Origin of the sequence: Microvirga massiliensis, assembly GCF_001006805.1 — a bacterium.
Taxonomy (GTDB): domain Bacteria; phylum Pseudomonadota; class Alphaproteobacteria; order Rhizobiales; family Beijerinckiaceae; genus Microvirga; species Microvirga massiliensis.
This window is the reverse complement of sequence record NZ_LN811351.1, coordinates 472414-491764: the sequence shown is the minus strand read 5'-3', so window position 1 is coordinate 491764 and position 19351 is coordinate 472414. Positions and strand designations below refer to the sequence as shown.

The 19351-nt window shown below is 62.5% G+C and carries 16 protein-coding genes; 3 read left to right on the top strand and 13 right to left on the bottom strand.

Features of this window, described 5'->3' with window-relative positions; genetic code table 11:
- Positions 1-55 precede the first annotated feature (55 nt).
- From BN1233_RS07430 to BN1233_RS07400, 7 genes are all read right to left on the bottom strand, one after another.
- On the bottom strand, positions 56-2044 hold the full coding sequence (locus tag BN1233_RS07430; protein WP_046862859.1) for a D-apionate lactonase family protein: 1989 nt from the start codon (positions 2042-2044) through the stop codon (positions 56-58).
- A gap of 22 nt (positions 2045-2066) precedes the next feature.
- Positions 2067-3152 (bottom strand): ABC transporter ATP-binding protein, encoded by a 1086-nt coding sequence (locus BN1233_RS07425; RefSeq protein WP_046862858.1) that lies wholly within the window; start codon positions 3150-3152, stop codon positions 2067-2069.
- 25 nt (positions 3153-3177) lie between these two features.
- Positions 3178-4026, bottom strand: a complete 849-nt coding sequence (locus BN1233_RS07420; protein WP_046862857.1) for a carbohydrate ABC transporter permease — start codon at positions 4024-4026, stop codon at positions 3178-3180.
- Positions 4026-4961: a carbohydrate ABC transporter permease gene (locus BN1233_RS07415; RefSeq protein WP_046862856.1), complete on the bottom strand. Its 936-nt coding sequence runs from the start codon at positions 4959-4961 to the stop codon at positions 4026-4028. Before BN1233_RS07415 ends, BN1233_RS07420 begins: the two co-directional genes overlap by 1 nt.
- An 84-nt stretch (positions 4962-5045) precedes the next feature.
- Positions 5046-6704, bottom strand: coding sequence for an extracellular solute-binding protein (locus BN1233_RS07410; protein ID WP_046862855.1), 1659 nt, complete (start codon positions 6702-6704; stop codon positions 5046-5048).
- 60 nt (positions 6705-6764) lie between these two features.
- Positions 6765-7853, bottom strand: a complete 1089-nt coding sequence (locus BN1233_RS07405) for an NAD(P)-dependent oxidoreductase (RefSeq protein WP_046862854.1) — start codon at positions 7851-7853, stop codon at positions 6765-6767.
- A 1-nt stretch (position 7854) separates the two neighbouring features.
- Complete coding sequence (locus BN1233_RS07400; RefSeq protein WP_046862853.1) at positions 7855-8667, bottom strand: HpcH/HpaI aldolase family protein; 813 nt, start codon at positions 8665-8667, stop codon at positions 7855-7857.
- Positions 8668-9275: 608 nt separating this feature from the next.
- Here BN1233_RS07400 and BN1233_RS07395 point away from each other — a divergent pair.
- Positions 9276-10646 (top strand): flavin-containing monooxygenase, encoded by a 1371-nt coding sequence (locus BN1233_RS07395; RefSeq protein WP_063776726.1) that lies wholly within the window; start codon positions 9276-9278, stop codon positions 10644-10646.
- A 230-nt stretch (positions 10647-10876) separates the two neighbouring features.
- On the opposite strand, the gene BN1233_RS07390 is transcribed toward BN1233_RS07395, so the two are convergent.
- From BN1233_RS07390 to BN1233_RS07370, 5 genes are read right to left on the bottom strand one after another with little or no spacing between them, the layout of a single operon-like run.
- Positions 10877-12073, bottom strand: coding sequence for a PLP-dependent aminotransferase family protein (locus BN1233_RS07390; RefSeq protein WP_046862852.1), 1197 nt, complete (start codon positions 12071-12073; stop codon positions 10877-10879).
- A complete protein-coding gene (locus tag BN1233_RS07385) occupies positions 12073-12909 on the bottom strand; it encodes an amino acid ABC transporter ATP-binding protein (RefSeq protein WP_046863185.1) in 837 nt (278 codons plus the stop codon). Before BN1233_RS07385 ends, BN1233_RS07390 begins: the two co-directional genes overlap by 1 nt.
- A 7-nt stretch (positions 12910-12916) precedes the next feature.
- On the bottom strand, positions 12917-13564 hold the full coding sequence (locus BN1233_RS07380) for an amino acid ABC transporter permease (protein WP_046862851.1): 648 nt from the start codon (positions 13562-13564) through the stop codon (positions 12917-12919).
- Between the two features lie 5 nt (positions 13565-13569).
- Entirely contained in the window at positions 13570-14235 is a 666-nt protein-coding gene (locus BN1233_RS07375) for an amino acid ABC transporter permease (protein WP_046863184.1), read from the bottom strand.
- A gap of 57 nt (positions 14236-14292) precedes the next feature.
- Positions 14293-15177: a transporter substrate-binding domain-containing protein gene (locus BN1233_RS07370; protein WP_425311686.1), complete on the bottom strand. Its 885-nt coding sequence runs from the start codon at positions 15175-15177 to the stop codon at positions 14293-14295.
- 1165 nt (positions 15178-16342) lie between these two features.
- On the opposite strand from BN1233_RS07370, the gene BN1233_RS07360 reads away from it, so the two are divergent.
- On the top strand, positions 16343-17011 hold the full coding sequence (locus tag BN1233_RS07360; RefSeq protein ID WP_046862849.1) for a transglutaminase-like cysteine peptidase: 669 nt from the start codon (positions 16343-16345) through the stop codon (positions 17009-17011).
- Between the two features lie 131 nt (positions 17012-17142).
- Here BN1233_RS07360 and BN1233_RS07355 read toward each other — a convergent pair whose 3' ends face one another.
- Positions 17143-17406 (bottom strand): DUF6356 family protein, encoded by a 264-nt coding sequence (locus BN1233_RS07355; protein ID WP_046862848.1) that lies wholly within the window; start codon positions 17404-17406, stop codon positions 17143-17145.
- A gap of 1045 nt (positions 17407-18451) precedes the next feature.
- Between BN1233_RS07355 and BN1233_RS07350 the strand changes: the two genes are divergently transcribed.
- Positions 18452-18979, top strand: a complete 528-nt coding sequence (locus tag BN1233_RS07350; protein ID WP_046862847.1) for a c-type cytochrome — start codon at positions 18452-18454, stop codon at positions 18977-18979.
- Positions 18980-19351 lie beyond the last annotated feature (372 nt).

The window sequence follows — 19351 nt, the reverse complement described above, 5'->3', positions numbered from 1 at the left end:
CAGCCGGAGATCCTGACTCCGGCATGACTCATCGAGCCACCCCGACCCCGCGGCCTCACCGGTCAGCAATCAGCCGGGCCACAGCATACGGGCGGAGATTTAGGGTATGTCCGTGAAAAAGCGCGCCCTGGTCCATGTAATGCGGGTCCGATTCGGCTGCCTCGAACGTTTCCTCGTCCAGTATTGCTATCCGGCCGGATATGTTCTCCCACAGCTGCGCGGCGAGTTCATCTCCCGTCAGGTTCGCCACCCAAATCTCCGATTTCTCGCCCGTCCGTGCGCCGATCGCCTGAAGTGACCGCTGCGGTGACACCGCGAGACGGAGGAGAGTCGCTCCGCCCAGTCTGGCGAGGCCCCTGAAGACGTGGAAGGCAGGGTTCAGGATCAGTTCGTCATCGTCGCGGGATACGGCAGAGTCGGCGCTTCGTTCGCGCAGCAAACCAAACTCGCCGATCCCTCCCCCGAGAGTAACAGCATCGACGCCTTCCCTTGCCATATGAGCGAAGTAGGCCAGCGCCCAAGCAGCGCCGAGAAGGCCCTTCTGGCGAGGGTCATTTCGGGCCATGGCGCGGCGGATCCCGTTCGGATTTTCGGCGGGCGCCGAGCCGTAGGGGTTCATGCGCATACCAATGGCGCTCGGCCCGACGTGGAGCGAGGTCGAGCCGAGGAAGGCGCGCGCGGATCGCAGCATGGAAGGTAGTACTTCCAGCCCCTCCGTGACGGACCGGTCGTCGCAGGCATGTACGATGGAGCAGGTAGTGAACGTTACGAGATCAAGCCCCTCCGTGGGAGGGCGCTTCCGGTTCAGTTCGGTAAAATAGGAGAACATGCCGCCACCGATCCGCACCTCCGGGAAGGCCTCGTGAGCCTTGGCGTATAGGTCGGCCAAGGGCGGCGCAGGTGGCCAGGTTCCACCGGGCGAGGTGGACTTCAGATCCGCCTCGGGCGAGACGAGCAGAGTAGCGATTGGTTTTCCGACGCGGCGGACCGTGCGTGCAAGAGAACTCAACTCGTTTGCATAGTCGTCCACCGAGGTGACCACTGCTTCAAGCCACACGCGAGGGGCAATGTCATGCGCTGCTTGGAGCTGGTCCTCAAGGCTGACGGCCGTCATCGAACCCTCGTCTTGGCTTCTACTGGGATAATGAAGGCACACGAGATGGTGGGGCTGCGCCTCCTGCAGGAGGCGGCGGGCGGTTCGGGTGACTTCGGTATGGTGTGCCTCCAGACCGAAGCCTAGCACTGGCACGAGCGGTGTGGCGCCGCCCGGGAGTGCCGTCGTCTGGGATATCGCGATCGTCGCGTCAGTTTGCGGCGGGTTGAGGCGCCCTCCCCTGGCCACTTCAACAGAGAGATGGACGGCCTGCGAGAAGGGACGGCCTTTCTCCAGAACGTAGGGCCATGGCCGCTCGAGTGGGCGCACATAGGTCTTGAACGACGCGTCCAGCCAGTTTCGCTGGTCCTCCATCTCGAAGACGTCGCCCTCCATCCGGCAGGTCACCTTGTGATCTCGGGCGAATTCGTGGGTTAGCGCCCGGAGGTTCTTGAAGGGCTGCACCGGATCGATCAGATCGGGGAACCGCGCCGCATAGCTACGCCCGTCGGCATCCTCGATCATCACAGGCTGGCCCGCGACACCATCAACGGGATGAAGGACGACAAATCCGGCCCGGTTCGTCACGAAATCGACCGGGCTTTCTGCAACTACGGTGAAGGACAACGAACCGTCCGGCCGTCCCTCGATGCTGGCCCTGTACGTGAGCGACTGCTCGGCATCGGCGATTTGGCCCGTGTACCGGACGATGAATCCGGCTTCGTTCGACTCGATGGACAGATCCCTGATCTCAGGTCGGTAGGTCCCCCAATTTCGGTCCCGGACAAGGTAAGACACGGCCCGTATCATTTCGTGGCCGTGCAGGCGGATATAGCGGAGATTGCCGTCCTCGAATTCAGCCGTGAGCGGCCCTGCGCGCAGGATGACAGGTGGCGGGACGGGCTCGTCGGTACCAAACAGGATCATCTCACGGGATCGCGCTTTGGCCATGCCGTCCCTCCCTTGCCTGCGATTACAAGACCCGGCCCGTCGCGTCATCGATGAGGACCGCCCTCGAAAGGTCGATGTCGACAGCCATGTCTTCGCCTACCTGTCCGGCTTCGTGGGCGCCGACCTCTGCCGTGACCGGAGAATTGCCGAGCTGGAATGTCACGAAGCTGCGGGCGCCGGTAGGCTGGACCAGATCGATCCTGACGACTCGCCTTACGTGACCCTTGCGGGCATCCTCGCTCCTCGCCGGCGCGACGTGGCTGGGCCGGAATCCGAGCGTCAGGCGCCGCGGGGCGGGGCTCGCCAGCCTGCGGAAGTCGGCGGCGAGAACGGACCTGTCGCCCAGCCGCAGTTCCGACCCATCCTCCGCCAGCTCGACGGGCACGAAGTTCATCTGTGGCGACCCGATGAAGCCTGCGACGAAGCGGGTCTGCGGGCGCTCGTAGAGATCGAGGGGTGATCCCTGCTGTTCGATCTGGCCATCCTTCAGCACGACGATCCTATCCGCGAGGGTCATGGCCTCGATCTGATCGTGGGTCACGTAGATCATTGTGACGCCCAGCTCCTGATGGAGTCGCTTGATCTCGCTCCGCATCTCGTCCCGCAGCTGAGCGTCGAGATTGGACAGAGGTTCGTCGAACAGGAAGATCTGTGGATCCCGGACGATGGCTCGTCCGATTGCTACGCGTTGCCGCTGTCCACCCGAGAGCTGCCGCGGATATCGATCGAGCAGCGGCTCGATGCCGAGTGTCGCCGCCGCGGAAAGGACCTTGGCTTTTATAATGTGCTTCGGCAACTTTCGAGCGCGCAATCCGAACCCGATGTTCCTGGAGACGGACATATGGGGGTAAAGCGCATAGTCCTGGAAGACCATAGCCACGTCGCGGTCACGCGGCCTTACGTTGTTGACGACCTCTCCTCCGATCGCGATGGTTCCCCCGGATATATCCTCGAGCCCCGCGATCGTGCGCAGGAGGGTGCTCTTGCCGCAGCCGGACGGCCCGACCAGGACCGCAAGTTCCCCGTCGCGGATGGAGAGGTCGATGTCGCGAAGCGCCTGGTAGGCGCCGTAGCGCTTCTCGAGTCCCCTGATGGTCACCTCGGCCATGGCGCTCTTTGGTGCAAGTTGCGTTTCATCCCCTGACTGCCCCCAAGGTGAGTCCGCGGACGAGATGCTTCTGCGCGAGCGTTCCGAGCACGATGGACGGCACGAGCGACACCATGGCAAGCGCGCTTGCCTCACCGTACTGGGCGCCCTGAAAGCCGAGGAAGGCGCGGAAGACGGTCGGCAAAGTAAAGGCGTTTCGACTCGTCAGGATCAGGGCGAAGAAGAACTCGGTCCAGCAGGCGATGAAGGCAAAGACCATGGCGGCGACGATGCCGGGAGCGGCTAGAGGCACTGCGACGCTCCAGAAGGACTGCCACCGCGTGCAGCCATCCACGAGTGCGGCCTCTTCGAGAGAGGTCGGGAGCTGCCGAAAATAGGCCAGCATCATCCAGACCGTTACGGGTAGCGTGAACACCGTGTAGGCAATGGTGAGGCCCGTTCGGGTGTCGTGCAGTCCGATGCTGCGATAGATCAGAAAGATCGGCAGAACGGTCGCGATCGGCGGCAGGAAGCGCTGCGACAGAACCCAGAAGGACAGGTGCTTCCCACCCGTCCGGAAACGGGCGAGGCTATAGGCCATCAGCGTGCCCAACAGAGTCGAAAGAATCGTCGCTGCGGTGGAGACGATCAGGCTGTTGATGAGCCCATCCAGTCCTCGATACGAGAACAGCGCCGCGCTGTAATGGAGAAGCGTCGGATTGTCCGGGAACCAGACTGGTGGGTTCGCAAGATAGTCATCGCTCGGCTTGATGGAAGTCACGAACATCCAGTAGAGCGGCGCCAGGACGAACAGCAGATAGAGTGCGACGAGGATGACCCGGCCGAACGATGGCCGTCGCGATCGGTAGCGGCGGAATATTGCGGTCGCTTTCATCACGCTGCCTCCACGGTCACGAGTTTGCGCACCAGGAGAGTGACGACAGCGGCCGTGATAACGAGGAAGATCCAGCTCCCAGCGGTCGCCTGCCCGAGATGGAATTGCTGGAAGCCGATCGTGTACAGATAAAACGACGACGTGTAGGTCATCGTACCGGGCCCGCCTCCAGTCATCATGAAGACAGTGTCGAACAGCTTGATTGCGTCGAGCAGACGGAACGTCACCGCGAGAAGCATCATCGGGGCAATGTGCGGAACCGTGATGAACAAGAACGTGTCCCACCAGCCCACGCCGTCGAGTTCGGCGGCCTCATAGATGTGCTGCGGCACACTCGTCAGTCCTGCAAGCAGAATGACGAACATGAAGGGCGTCCATTGCCAAGTATCAGCCACGACCAGGGCGATGAAGTTCCAGGGTGTCTGCGTCAGCCAACTGATCGTGACATCGGTCCCCAGCAGCTTGCCGAGGAGGTAATTGGTCGGTCCGAAAGGCCGCTGGAGCAGGAGCGCCCACGCTTGGCCGACGATGACCGGGCTGATGAAGAGCGGCACGATGATGATCGACATCACCAGACCGCGGCCCCGGAACGGCTTCACCATGGCAAGTGCCAGGGCGAGCCCGAGCACGAACTCGCAGACGACGCTCGCCGTTGATAGAATCACCGTGACGACAACGGACCACCGCGCCACGGGATCGTTCACGACCTGCAGGAAGTTGCCAAGACCCACAAACTCATGTCCCGGGACGGTGAAATCATAGTTGACGAAGGATACCCAGACCGAGAACAGGAGCGGATAAATCGAGAGGGCCAAGATCAAGATGATGGCCGGAAGTACCAGCAGCCACTTGAACTGCCGGTCCATCCACTCGAGCACGCCTCGGTGTTCCCGGCGAGGAGGCTGCAGGTCAACTGCCTCGGAATGTGCGCTCATCCCTCGCGTCTCCGCCATGCTGCTGCTTGCCAGGCCATGGAGAGGGAGTTGCAAAGCGGCGGGAACAACTCCCTCTCGCTTACGTCAGTCGAGCTTCACGGCCATTCCCAGGGCCTCCACGGTGTGGTCGGCCGAAGAGCCAGGGAGCTTCTTGTACTCGGCGAAAAAGGCCTTTTGCTTCTCGACTCCCAAGCGGTTCGTCGTAGCATCCCACTCTGCGGCGGCCGTTTGCAGCGCGGCCTTCGGATCCGTGCCGGCCCAGACGGACGTGCACATCCGGTCGATGCTGAGCGCATAATCCTGCCAACCCGGCAAGATCATGTCGAGCAGCCCCTTGTTGGCGGAATTGGAGAGATTGGACAGGTACTCCTTCGCCGTTGGCCACAGCGACTGGTAGAGCGGCGACTTGAAGTGAGAGAGCCGATAAGGGTCGCGCAGCGAGTAGGGAAGCATGCAGCGGGCCAGCGACACCGGCGGAGACGTCGCCCATTGCATGAAGAGATATGCGGCCTCGGCATTGGAGCTGCCTGCGGCGAGCGCCTTGTTGTAGCCCGTGGCGTGCTCCGGGTTTCTGGGTACGAGCGCATAGCCCACCTTGTCGGCCACCATTGACTGCGGCACGAAGTTGATCGCCTTCGCGCTCTGGGAGTAGTTCGCGCTCATGCGACCCGTGGGAGGCCACGAATAGATCATCGCGACCTTGCCCTGGAGCCATGCGACCCAGACGGAAACGGCATCCAGATCATTGTTCCCGGGTATCGAGGCCTTGTTGGCGGCCAGCATGTTCTCGAAGGTCTTGAGACCTGCCGGTGAGTTGAGCTGAGCCTTCATGTTGTCGTCGAAGAAGACGCCGCCATTCGCGCGGTATTGTTGAAGGAAATCGAACTGATTGCCTGGAGACCCGGCTTTGCGGAAGTGAGCTGCCCCGTAAACGCTGGGCGCCATCTGATCCGTGATGAATTGGGCGACCTGGGCATAATCTTCCCAGGTCGTCGGGACGGCCAGGGGCTTGTTGAACTTATTCTGGTATGCGTCCTTGAGCTTGGGATCCTCGAATATGTCCTTGCGATAGTAGAGCGCGAACATGTCTCCGTCGTCGAAGAAGCCCCAGATTTTACCCTTGTAGGTGGGAAGAGCCTTGTAGAGCGGATGGTAGTCGTCCAGGTCGGCCCTGTTCATATATCGCGCGATATAGTCGTCGAGAGGCTGGATCACTCCGCCATCTGCCATGGAAGGTGTCCAGGCCGGCTCGATGTCGAGAATATCGTAGGCGCCCGAATTGGCGATGTGCTCGGCGATGGGCTTGGAGTACTGGTCGGGGTGGGATAACTCGATGACGTTCGACTTGATTCCCGTGAGCTGTTCCCAGACCGGCCCCGAGAAGTTGCGGGGATCGAGCGCCTGCAGGCCGGCCTCGTAAGTCATGTTCAGCGTCGCGCCCTTGTACTTCTTGGCGGCCTGCGCAGCCCGGTAGGCGGATCCGTCGGCTGGGCCTTCGGTGGACGCCTTGATAACCGCAGCCTGCGCCTGACCTAGCGGGGTGCTGGGATCTGCAAGATCCACGGCCGCCTGCGCGAGAGCTTGCTGGGCAAAGAGCGGGACCAATCCTTCGCCGATTGCGATCATCCCCGCCATCTGGCCAAACTGCTTGACGAAGTCGCGCCGTGTCGGCTCGCCTCGGAGGAATGCATCGACTTCAGCGGACAGTGCTGCATCGAAGTCGCGTTTCTGACGGTCGTCCATGGTCGCCTCTTCCCTCTCTGTTGTTGATGCTTGACGTGCAAGCTCACTCGGACTTGCTCCTTATGGTGAAACAGAGGAACTCGGTGACGCGATTTCCTGAAAAGTTCTGGATCCAGCTGCCAACGAGGCGAGCCGTGCGCGAAAGCGGGAATCGGAAAGGACCGCCTTGTTGACCACTCCCGCTGGTTCGCGGCCATGCCGCACTTCCAGCACGGCCCGGACATCCGCCGCGCCATTGCCGGCAAAGCATTCGTCGGTCCAGCAGAGGGCGTGCGGCGTCACGATGACGTTCTCGAGCGCCAGAAGGCGTTCGTCGACAGGCGTCGGCTCCGCCTCGAACACGTCGAGGCCTGCGCCTGCAATCTCGCCAGCTTCGAGGGCTTCCGTGAGCGCGGCCTGGTCTACGATCGGCCCGCGCGCCGTGTTGATCAGGTAGGCCGTCGGTTTCATCAGTCCTATGAGGCGCTTGCCGACGAGCCCTCGCGTGTCGTCGTTGAGCGGCACGCTGATGGACAGGAAGTCCGCTTCCCGAAAGAGCGTCTCGATATCGACCAGTTCGACGGAGAGCGCGCGGGCCTGCTCTGCCGAGACGAAGGTGTCATGTGCGATGAACCGCATGCCCAGCGGAGCGGCTAGGCGGAGGACCTCCGCGCCGATATTGCCGATGCCGAGCTGCCCCAGCGTTCGTCCCGTCAACCCCATTCCCATATGAGCGCTGCGACGCGCCCAGCCTGCCGGCCCCTCACGGGTGAGCCGGTCCTTCGTGAGGAGCTTTCCCGCGAGTGCCAGGATAAACGTGAGAACGGCCACCGCCACGGGCCGACGTACACCGTCGGGCGTGATCACCAGAGCGATACCCGCGGCAGTACAAGCTTCTACGTCGACGTTATCGTAGCCCACCCCGAACCGGGCGACGATAGCGAGCCGGTTGTTCGAGCCAATGCTCCGCTCATCGAAGCGCGGTGCCAGCAGAGTAAGAGCATCGAAGTCCGCGAGGTCGTCTGCCTGCATGACCCCGTCTAACGGATTCACGTATGCGAACTCGAGGTCTGGTGTGTTCGCCAACGGCGACAAGTCGAACATCGGATAGGCCGGAGTGCCGTCCGTTCGGAGAAAGTCGCCACTCAGCGCGACACGGAAGGGGGCCATGTCAGCCTCCCTCTGCACGGGCCTGGGTACCGGAAAGAGATGCCTCGATTCCGGCGCGCATCGTATCGATCCCATTACGGATCGCGGCTTGCAGCGCCCAGACATCGCCCGACCAGCACAAGAAGTCGAATCCCCTGGCGGCATAATCCACCCCGGTCGCCGCATCGGGCACGAGGCGCCCAAGCGCCTTCTTGTGCTTGCGGCACGCCGCCACCACGCCGTCGATGGCCTCGAGAAACAGCGGATGGTCGAACTGGCCGGGAACACCGAGCGAAGCCGTCAGGTCGAAATGGCCCACCCACAGGCAGTCGACACCGTCCACAGCAGCGATTGCGTCGGCGTGCTTGGCGCCGGAGGCTGTCTCAATCTGGGCAAATAGACAGATCCGCTGGTTGGCAGTCTCGAGCCTTTCTCCGACGATCCCTCCTGATGCGTAGTTGTCGTGGGCGACCCCGAGCGCCACGCCCCGCCGTCCCGCCGGCGGATACTTTATGTTCGCGACGAGTTCGCGGGCCTCCTCTGGCGTGTCGACCATTGGCACCATGACCCCCTCTGCTCCCATGTCCGCAGCTCGGGCCATCTGGTCATACGCCTTTGAGGGAACCCTGATGACGGCAGGCAGATCTGCCGCCTCAAAGTAGCGGATAGCGTTCTTGATGGTCTCGAACCCGAACCCTGAATGCTCGGTGTCAAAGAGGACGAAATCACATCCTGCATTCTTCAAGATGTGGCCGATCCCTGGCGTCGCGAACTCTACAATGAAATGCCCGAACTTGTGATCTCTCGTACGGCATAGCTTGCGGAGGGAGGTCATGGACGAGCGTCCTTTCTAGTTGCCTTCCGATTTTGTCAACTCGCGTCCGATGAATCGGCGCCGGGGGCGAGGTTGGCCCCGAGGACGAGACGGCCGTTTCATACGAGCTGGCCACCGGCTCACAAAAGCAGGCATCAAAGCTGCATAAGCGTGAGGCGAAGCGCACACCAATATCACGACCGTCTTGGCGACGACTCGGTTTGAAATGATTCGCGCAGGCAGCTCCTCACCAAGAACATGAGCGATGTCCGGCGAAAATTCGAGCGAAGTACAGGAAGGGACCGCCGACGATCGCCACATCTCAGCCTCCGCAACGATATAGTCTGACTTTAGCTAAGATGTGGCAAGGCCGTAATCCTGCGCTACAAACACTGAGGTCTGCTTTATTCAAATTAGGTATTCGAGCCGGTTCGAACCACAGGCCCGCTTGAATTGCGCTGCGCCATCCCAAGCGGCAGGTGCACTCTCCGCCAGCACCACAGAGTTTCGCCAGCGTGATGGACATCACTGATCGCGCCCCAGGACTTCGCCAGGATTCCGACGTCGCGATCGCTCCTTGCCCGTAGAATGAATAGCCAAGGCATCGAGCGCGCATCGCCGGAGGCCCAATGAACGCTATTGACCGCATGAGCCGAGCCAAACGTTCGATCTCGACCCTCGCGCCCATGGTGGCGGATGGCGCCATGCTCGATGCCGTCGTCATCGGCGCTGGCTGGGCCGGGCTGGGCGTCAGCCACGCCCTGGTTCGGGCGGGATTACGGCACCGCGTGCTGGAGCGCGATCGGATCGGCGCCACTTGGCGCACCCAGCGCTGGGACGCGTTCCGGATGAACTCGACGAAGATCCAGACTCTCATGCCGGACGACACCTACGACGGTCCCGACCCGGATGGCTTCATGACGCGCGATGAGTTCGTGGCCCTCCTGGAGGACTTCGCAATACGGAACCGCCTCCCGGTCGAGACGAACACCCCAGTGCTCAAACTGGCTCGCGACGAAGAGGATAGCCTCTTCTGCCTGACCACGCCGCGCGGCACGCTGCGCGCGGGCCATGTGGTGATCGCGAGCGGCAGCCAGAACCGCGCCCGCCGGCCGGCTGCGGCCGCCGCACTGTCGGCAAACCTGCTGCAGATCGATGCTTGCGATTACCGTAGCCCGGCAGCGCTTCCCAAAGGAGCGATTCTGGTCGTTGGGAGCGCCCAGTCCGGTGGCCAGATCGCCCAAGACCTCATCGAAGCGGGCCGAACCGTCTTCCTGGCAACGGCCCGTGCTGGGCGCATGCCGCGGCAGTATCGAGGAAAGGACATCTTTGTCTGGCTCGAGCAGAGCGGGTTGTTCGACGTGCCGCGTCAGATGGAGCCTTCGGGCCGCATCGAATCCCGGCCGCTGGTTGGAGCGATCCGCACGATCAGCCTGCAGTCGCTCAGTGCGCAGGGGGTCGTGCTGCTGGGTCGACTCACGGGCGTCGAAGACGGCCGCCTCACATTCGCAGACGATCTGCAGGACAACATCCGCTTCGCCGACGAGGCCTCGGTCAAGGTCAAGCGCAAGATTGATGACTACATTGCCCGGCATGGTTTCGAGGCTCCGGCTGCGATCGAGGACCCGGCGGAGACCGTCGCCCCGCGCCTTCCGGACCCGCCGATCCTGTCCCTCGATCCGGGCCAGAGTGGCCTCACGACGGTGATTTGGTGCACCGGCTTCACGGGTGATTTCAGCTGGGTGCGATTGCCGGGCGTGCTTGATGGGCGGGGTCAGCCGATGCACCAGGAAGGCATCACAGCCCTGCCGGGCCTCTATTTCGCCGGCCTGGAATCCCCCAGATCGCGCCGGGCGGGCACCATGTTGGGAATCGCCGAGGAGGCGCGGCGCATCGTCGAGCACATCAGGCAGCGCATCCATAGCGCACCGACGAAGCCGCCAAGGCGTGACGAGCGACAGCCTCTGCCGACAAGCAAACAATTGGTGGAAGCAGGATGAGGCCGTGTAGACCCTGGACCATAGGCCTCTATTTCTTCGCCGATCTGTTCCGTCGCTGGATCTAAGCAGAGTTCTTCTGGCCGTCCTGCAGATGGCCTCCTCCCATGCCCTGAGCTGGCGCGGGGCTATAGCCAAGACAGTGGGGCCGGATCAATATTTGGTCTTCGACACCGGCACGGACAGACTGGATCAGCGTCACTCCATAATACGGGCCATCCGGCCGTGTCTCTTTAATCCGGCCATTGGCTCAACGCAGCGAAACGGCGCCTTTCGAGCGTGCTGACGTCCTGGATTGGTTGCCCTTGCAGTGCGCGTAAGGTGCTGACGATCCTGTCGACAACAATCTCTGCTTCTCCAGGATGAAGGTTGCAGGGATCCAGGAAAAAATGTCCGTTTGCTACTTCATGGTCGCGCACGATGATGGGCGGATCACCTCTGGCGAGTTCAGCAGCCAGCATCCAAGCCGTTGTGCCGGCTTCACTTGGGCTCACTGCTACTTCGAGCCGATCAAGAGGGTTTCCCGTCGGATCGCCCACAATACGAGCGTGCAGGCCCGGTGCGTTTCGGAGCCGGTCGAGCCATAAGGTAAGGTGCTCGCGCTCGCGCTCGCGAATAGTGGTGTGGTCACGGGTCTCCCAAGCCTGCAGGGCCGCCATGGTGCCGGCGATGCCCTCCTTCCCGACCTTCATGCCACGCCCGATCCCGTGGTTCTGCAGAAAGGCGGCGCGCACAAGGTCCTTGCGCCCGGCGACGATGCCGGCGGTCGGTCCGCCGAGAAACTTGTGGGCGCTGTAGATTGCGGCGGCCGCGCCTGCCGCCAGAAAACCCTTCAGATCATACTCGGAAGCGGCATCGACGATGACCGGCACGCCGCGGGCATTGCAGATGCGACAGAATTCCGCGAGTGGAATCTGCCCGTACTGCACGGCATGATGCGACACGACATAGAGGGCCGCAACGGTGCGCTCCGTGATGGAACCCTCGAGCTGGTAGCTCCTGACCATGGTAACCTGTCCGACGGAAATGACCCTGGAGCCGGAAAGCCGGATTGCCTGCTTGATCGGCGCGCCATACCCGACGAGATGTCCGGTGAGGATCACCACCTCGTCCTTCATTCCCGAGGCATCCGGCAGTTGTTCAATCTTGGCGAGATCCGCCCCGGTCATAGCGCCGGCAATGGCCAGGGTGATGCCTGCAGAGGCGCTTGCCGTGACATAGCCTGCCTCGGCGCCAGTGAGGCGGGCTATCACCGCCGAGGCCTTACGCTGGAGATCGTTGATCTCGACGAATTCCGGCAGGACGCGCGAGACGGCCTCGATCGCCTCGGGTACGGCAATTGAGGCGCCAAGTGCCGTCATCGTCCCTGAGACATTGATGATCGGTCGCAGGCCCAACGACGGTCTGATATCGGGACGGTTCGGGGCCATCAGGTCGTCTCCTGTCTTGTCTGTGCCTCGTGCCGCGCTCGCGCGCTCCGGTGAAAGGCGACGAAGCGGGCGAGAAATGCCTTCAGCCTCTCGTTCGGCTGGCGGTCGAAGATGTCGGCGGGCGCGCCCTCGGCCTGGATTTGACCCGCGTCGATGAAGACGACCCGGCTCGCGACCTCGCGCGCGAAGGCCATCTCGTGGGTGACGAGGATCATGGTGCGGCCCTCCTCGGCGAGTTCGATCACGACGTCGAGAACCTCTCCGACGAGTTCCGGATCGAGTGCCGAGGTGACCTCATCGAGAAGCAGAACCTTCGGATCCATGGCGACCGCGCGGGCGATGCCGACACGTTGCTGCTGGCCGCCCGAAAGCTGCGATGGCAGGAAATCGACCTTGTCGGCGAGCCCGACCCGGGCAAGCCAGCGATGAGCGATCTCGCGGGCCTGGGCTTTGGGCTGGCCGCGCACCTTGCGCAGCCCGAGCATCACGTTCTCGGCTGCGGTCAGATGCGGGAAGAGGTTGAACATCTGGAAGACCATCGCGGTATCGGCTCGCAGCCGCGACAGCTCCCGCTCCGAGCGCCGCCGTCGATTGCGCGCCTCCGGCCCATCGCGATAGCCGGCCTCGACACCATCGACGGTAATCGAGCCGCCGTCATATTCCTCCAGGAAGTTGATGCAGCGCAGAAGCGTGGTCTTGCCACTCCCGGAGGGGCCGATGATCGCCACGACCTCGCCCCGCCGCACGTTGAGATCGACACCTTTGAGCACCTGATTGGGGCCGAAAGACTTGGTCACACCGCGAATGCTCACGATCGGTGCGCGGTCGGGTTCGATCACGAGTTCACTCCCGGATGTAAGCAAAGCGCGCTTCCAGGCGGCGGGCCAGGAGCGACAGAGTATAGTTGATCGCGAAGTAGATCAGCGCGCCGGTGATGTAGAGTGGCAGCGGTTCATAAGTCCGGCCGATCACCTGTTGGATCGCCTGCATCAGATCGATGACGCCGAGCAGCGAGACCAGGGCGCTGCCCTTCACGGCGTCGACGACGCTGTTGATGAAGGGTGGGATGAACCGGCGCGTCGCCTGGGGAACCAGTACATAGGCCATGCGCTGCCAGAACACCAGGCCGATGGCCTTGCCGGCCTCCATCTGACCTTTCGGGATCGACTGAAACGCGCCCCGGGTGATCTCGATGACCTGTGCGGTCTTGAATACGGTCAGCGCCACTACCGCCGCGGCAACGTTGTCGAGGTTCACCTGGATCGCAGGCAGCCCGTAATACACAAAGAAGATCAGCACGAGGAGCGGGATGCCGCGGATCGCGTCACTGTAGAATCGGATCGGCCAGCGCAGGATCCACGGGCCAAAGGTGAGACCCGTGCCGAGCAGGATGCCGATTGCCAACGACATGCCGACAACCAGTGCGGAGACCCGCAGCGTCACGAGGAGTCCGTCGAGCAGGAACGGCAGGGACTGGAGTGCCGCTTCCATGCACGTCACCGGGTGACCGCGTAGCGCCGCTCGAGCAGGCGCAGGAGAAAGAGAATGGCATATCCCGTGACGAGATAGGCCGGGGTCGCAATCGCGTAGACCTCGACAATGCGGAATGTATTCACGTTGATCCACTGTGCGCGATAAGTGAGTTCCGGCACTGCCAGCACGGAGGCAATCGAAGTGTCCTTGAACAGCGACACGTAGGTGTTGCTGAGGGATGGTAGCGCAATGCGAAGCGCCGTCGGCAGCCGCACGGAGAGAAGCCGCTGGAGTGGCGTGAGGCCAATCGCCTTGCCGGCTTCGATCAGGCCCTGGGGAACAGCCTGAAGGCCAGCGCGTAAGACCTCCACGAGATAGGCACCGCCATAGATCGACAGTGTCGCCACGAAAGACGTAGCGGCGTCGTAGCGGATATCGACGACGGTTGGGAGCCCATAGAAGACGAGATAAACAAGGAGAAGGAGCGGGACGTTGCGAATGAATTCGACGTAGCCCGTGATAGCGGCCCGGACCCAGCGGTTGCCATCGACATAGGCGAGCGCCAGAACGAGCCCGATTGCCATGCCGATGCCGATCGACATCGCCGCGAGCTGCAGGCTCAGGATCAGTCCGTCGACGAGCTTGTCGAAGTGCCGCCAGACGAGATTGAAATTAAGGTCGTAGTTCATCGCGCCCATCTTGGCGCGGGGCTCCGGATTCCGGAAGCCCCGTCGCTGAAGGGCGGATCAGATCCTTGGCAGCCCCGGCTCCCGAACGGGTGGCTCGAGGCCGAAGAAGTCCTGCAGGGCCTTGTCGTAGATCGCGTTCTGGTGCCCGTACATCGCCACCTCAAAGGTGGTATTCACGAACCGCAGCCAATCCGGATCTCCCTGGCGCAACGCGGCGGAATAAAGCATGGAGTACCATTTCTTACCCGCGTCCGCGTAACGGTCCGGCTGGCGCTTGGTAATCCATTGGACGGTCGAGAGGTCGACTGCTGCGGCGTCCGCGCGCCGCGAGTCGATTGCCTGGATCACGTTCGCCTGCGTGTCGAGTTGCAGGATAGTTGCCTGAGGCAGGGCGGCCTTCACCGTGGTATCCGCATCGGCGTTCTGCAAGATCGAGATGCGCGCCTTGGAGCCTGCCTTCATGAGAGCATCATATGTCTTCATCTCAGCGTCGTGCCTGACCAGGAGCGCGACGCCCTCGACATAGTATGGCCGGGTGAAATGCACGAGCTGTGCACGCTGCGGGTTCACCGTCATGAACTGAATGACGATGTCCACCTTGCCGGTATTGATGTTGGGAATGCGTTGAGCCGGATCCTGGCGGACGAACTCGACCTTGCTCTCGTCATCAAACAGGCCCTTGGCGAGAATGCGGGCCATGGCGATATCCATACCCACGAGCTCGCCCTTCTCGTTCTCGAAATGCCAGGGCGCATTTGTCGAGCCCGTCCCGACCAGCAGCTTGCCACGGTCGAGCACGGTTCTGAGCTGGCTGTTCGCGGCTGCCTGAGCCGCCGCCTGCCGGGCTCCAAGGCTCGCGCTGCCTACCGCCGCAGCGGCACCCGCCATGCCGAGCATCGAGAGTTTCATCATCTCGCGACGCTGACTCAGGAATTTAATCATGGGCGTCCTCCTGTCCTCGAGCCGGCATGGCAGCGGATCCGACCCGTCGTTCGATGAAGCGACGCTAGCCCTGCTTGCGCGGCTGACAGCGTTGCTTCCCTCCGCTGGCCTCATCTTGCTCCGCTCGCTCGCGTTTGAGAACTGTAAAAGGATAAGGCTGCCGCTTTTTGTATCCCGCTGTGAGATTATGTTTGGCGAGGCTGCCGTCTGGTGGCGGAACTTTATTGGGACCGGGGTGCAGTGGGCGATTGAAGCATACGCTTGGCGCCTTGACTGAATGACGCGACCGCCCCGGTCGCGATGGAGGTCCCGATGCTCGTCATCCATCCTCAGGCCCGCACCACCCCAGCCGTCAGGATCGAGATCACCCGCTTACACAGGCTCCATGGCATGCTGGCCAGACGGTGTGGGGTCAGCACCGAAACCATTGGCAAGTGGTGCAAACGCGGAGCCGAGGGTGGCTGGGATCGCTCCAGTCGTCCGCACAAGCCACCCTGGAAAACCAGCGAGGAAGAGCGGGCAATCGTCCCTGCCCTGCGCCGCGCCACCGACTTTCGATGGTCTGACCTCCGTGGTGAGCCACATCCTGCCACATCTCTACCGCGATGCCGCTAAACGCATCCCCAAAGCCGAAGGGCTGGGGCGCCTGCCGTCAGCCCACGGCCCTGAGCGGGTGAGCGGCACCTTCCAGGAGTATGACCTCGGCAACGGCAGCTCCGGAACAAGAGGTTGGGGCTTGCATGCGGAATGAGATCGAGCCCAGCGGCCCCTCAGGCCTTATCCTAAACGCGCCGTAGCAGTGCTCCTCGCACTCAAGTCCTGGACTGTGGAACCTTGGCCGTAGCCCGGCGTTGTGGACGTGGGGGGATTTCATCACCGGCTGATTTCATCACCTAACCGGGTCCGCGCCACGCTTACCGCGTAGTGACGGGTGCGCTGCACGGCCCCTCCCCCCACCTGCGGTCAGGAAGATCTCTGGCCTCCCTGCACCACGGCCGTTGTAGCAAGGCGCGCCAGCCCAAGGTGCGGTGGCGCATCGCTGGCGCGATCGTGAACGCTGCCAAGGTATGACAGTGGACCAAACCCTGAACATGCGTCTTGAGTGACGTTGCGGAACCGTGTCAATCAAGATGAACAAGAGATTAACGACACGGTGTCGGGGGCAATGCGGCAGACTCCCTTCGGACGTGCAAGCACGCACGTTTCCTTCGCGGCAAAACTCGGTCTTGCAGCCTGCGCGATCGCCTTCGGGGCGATCGCCGCCGACGTGCAGGCAAAACCTAAACGCGCTCTCGCCTCTCTATCACCGGAGGTCGCGACCAAGAGCTACGCCACCAAGCCGACCCTGGCGTGGGTCCGCTTCTGCCAGCGGATGCCGGAGGAATGCACAGTCGACATCTCGGAGCCTGCCACGATCGAACTCACGGACGCCACTCGAGACACGATCGTCCGGATCAACCGCGAAGTGAACCACGCCATCAAGCCGAAGACCGACAAGGCGCACTGGGGCGTGGAGGACCGCTGGGACTTCGCCGAGGACGGCTACGGCGACTGCGAGGACTACCAGCTCGTCAAGCGCAGACGGCTCGTCGAGGCAGGCTTGCCGCGCCGGGCGATGCGCATGACCGTCGTCATCGACGAGGAAGGCCTCGGCCATGCCGTGATGATGGTCCGCACGGACCGCGGCGACTTCATCCTCGACAACAAGCGCGACGCCGTCCTGCCCTGGTATCGGACCGGCTACACCTTCATCAAGCGCGAGGGCGACGAAGGCACCACCTGGGCTTCGCTCGGCGGCGCCGTTTCCTCGCCGGTCGCAACCGCCGGACGCTGACCCGCGTATCCGAGCTGGCGCCCTCGAAACAGCCACTGAATATAATCATGGATGGTTTCGGGAGGTCTCCGGTTACATTTGGGTGCACACTCCCGGGTCCGGTCTGATGGCCTTGGCATGTGCGGACCGGATCAGATGCCAGGATCCCAGGCCAGCAGGTCATCTTGGGCAGATCGGCCTGAAGACTGCGGTCCGCGGTTGATCATGCGGGCGTGAAGCCGTTTCACGGTGCGGCTTGCGGATGTCACACACAGGAAGGGCAGGACGGCGTGAACCAGCGCCGCCAGCCCGGCCCCAAGCAGAGGGCCGGCAAAGCTCAGGGCGACGCCCATATGTTCGACATAGGATTCCCCCACGGACGCGGGATGCTCGGTGAACAGTTTCTTGAACCGCATGAGAGCCTCCCGCTGCTCGTGGTATCGTGGCCAGGCACTGAACACCCGGGAGAATACTCGGCTCGCCGGCCGGTTCTGTGATCGACCCCACACAGCGGTGTGACACCGGGATTTGTTGAGCCAAGCCGCGACGCATAACCTCCCTGTTCCTGTCGGTTGATGCTGCGCCCGGTGGGGTTAGATCCGGCGCCCGCGTCCGAAGGTGGGTCGATCCATGCTGGATACGAAGTCGCTGAGTCAGGCGCTGGCTGCCATCCGTTCTCGACTTACCGCGATCGACGAGCAGATTGCGGCCCTGAAGGCCGAACGGGAACGGCTGCACAAGGGCGAGGAAGGACTGAGCGCGCTTCTGGGCGAGACCAAGCCTCCGCCGGAGCCGGAGACCAGCAGACGCGGCCCCGGCAGGCCGCAAAAGTCGCACGAACCCGTCGCGCCGCCAAAGCTTCATGTAAACACCTTCCAGAGCAGATTCCTGACCGCGGTCCGGCAGGCTCCCCGCACCCCAGATCCACGACATGTTCCCCGACCAGTAGCAAAACACGCGGGTAGGGACGCTGAGCGATCTCCAGCAGCATGGCTTGATCTGAATCCGGGACGTAGCTCTCGGTCGAACGAACGGAGCCTGTAGACGCGGGACTCAAAGAGGAAACCACCACTCCGGATGAGCTGGTCTCCGATGAGTTCGGTCAGGCTTTGCTAAAAACGGCGTCCTGACCTGCACGATCACCGCAGACAGGGCCAACCGTCATATTGCGCCCTCCCCTCGTTAGAGCGGCGAAGGCCGCCTGCATCGCTCAAAGCTAAAAGACAAGGCTGGACTTGGTCCACAAATGGGAGGATCACCAAGGCCTTCTCCCTTTCTACCCCTTTCGTATGAACCCCTCCAAGTCACGAGAGGGCAGGATCTGCTCGGTGCTTTCCCAATCGAGGCTCTTGTCCCGCTCGGCCCAGGCGAAGACAGTAGCCACGAAGCCATGAAGCCATATTGTCAGGAGCTGGTTACGAGGACTATGCCGTTGCTTGCCTGCGACCAGAGGAGTTCCCCATGAAGGTCGTCACCGGCTTTGTTCTTGGATGGGTCGTGCTGGCCGTGGCTGCGCTTCTGCTCGTCTTTAGCGGCCTCTACAACGTCGCGGCAAGCAAGCAAGACAACCCGATCATCGCTTGGCTCCTCTCCACCACGATGCGTCGCTCTGTGGCCCACCACGCGGATGCTGCGGCCGCACCCGGGCCATCGACCGAGGACCAGGTTCGCCAAGGGTTCAAGCTCTACAATGAGACGTGTGTCTACTGCCACGGCGGACCCGGGAAAGACCCGGTAGACATTGGCCAGGGGCTCAATCCCGAGCCGCCCTATCTCGCAGACACAGTTGGTCGATGGACGGCGCCGGAACTCTTCTGGATCGTCAAGAATGGCATCCGAATGACGGGTATGCCGTCATTCGGCAGAACACACGCGGACGCCGAACTCATCGCCGCTGTGGCATTCATCCAGCGTCTGCCCCAGATGACCCCTGCACAATACGCCGAGTTCGAGAAGCAACCGGAAGCCGAGAGCAGCACCCCGCAATGAACCCAGTCGACCGCCCTCATGCGGGATCTGACTGCGGCGGCGATGCTGAACCCAACAATCGGCTCAAGCCGTGTCGGAACCAGAACTAAAGCTGCCCGGCCGATGTTTGTCCCGCTTCGGGCGAAGTCGCGACGGATGCTTCAGACGCGTTTGCGACCCGACTAGGCTTGCTCGGGACAGCCCCACGGCAACAGGACGTCCGAACAGGCAAGTGCACCGTCGATAATGGGCTGGAGAAAAAGCGCAAAGGGGGAACGAACGTCGCCGCGGGAGGCAAGTTGCTCCCTCCACCTTCCGGGGCACAACGCACAGTCGCATCCCATGGTCCGAACACCGGATGGAGACCCCGCCTTCTCGAGATGTCATGCGCGT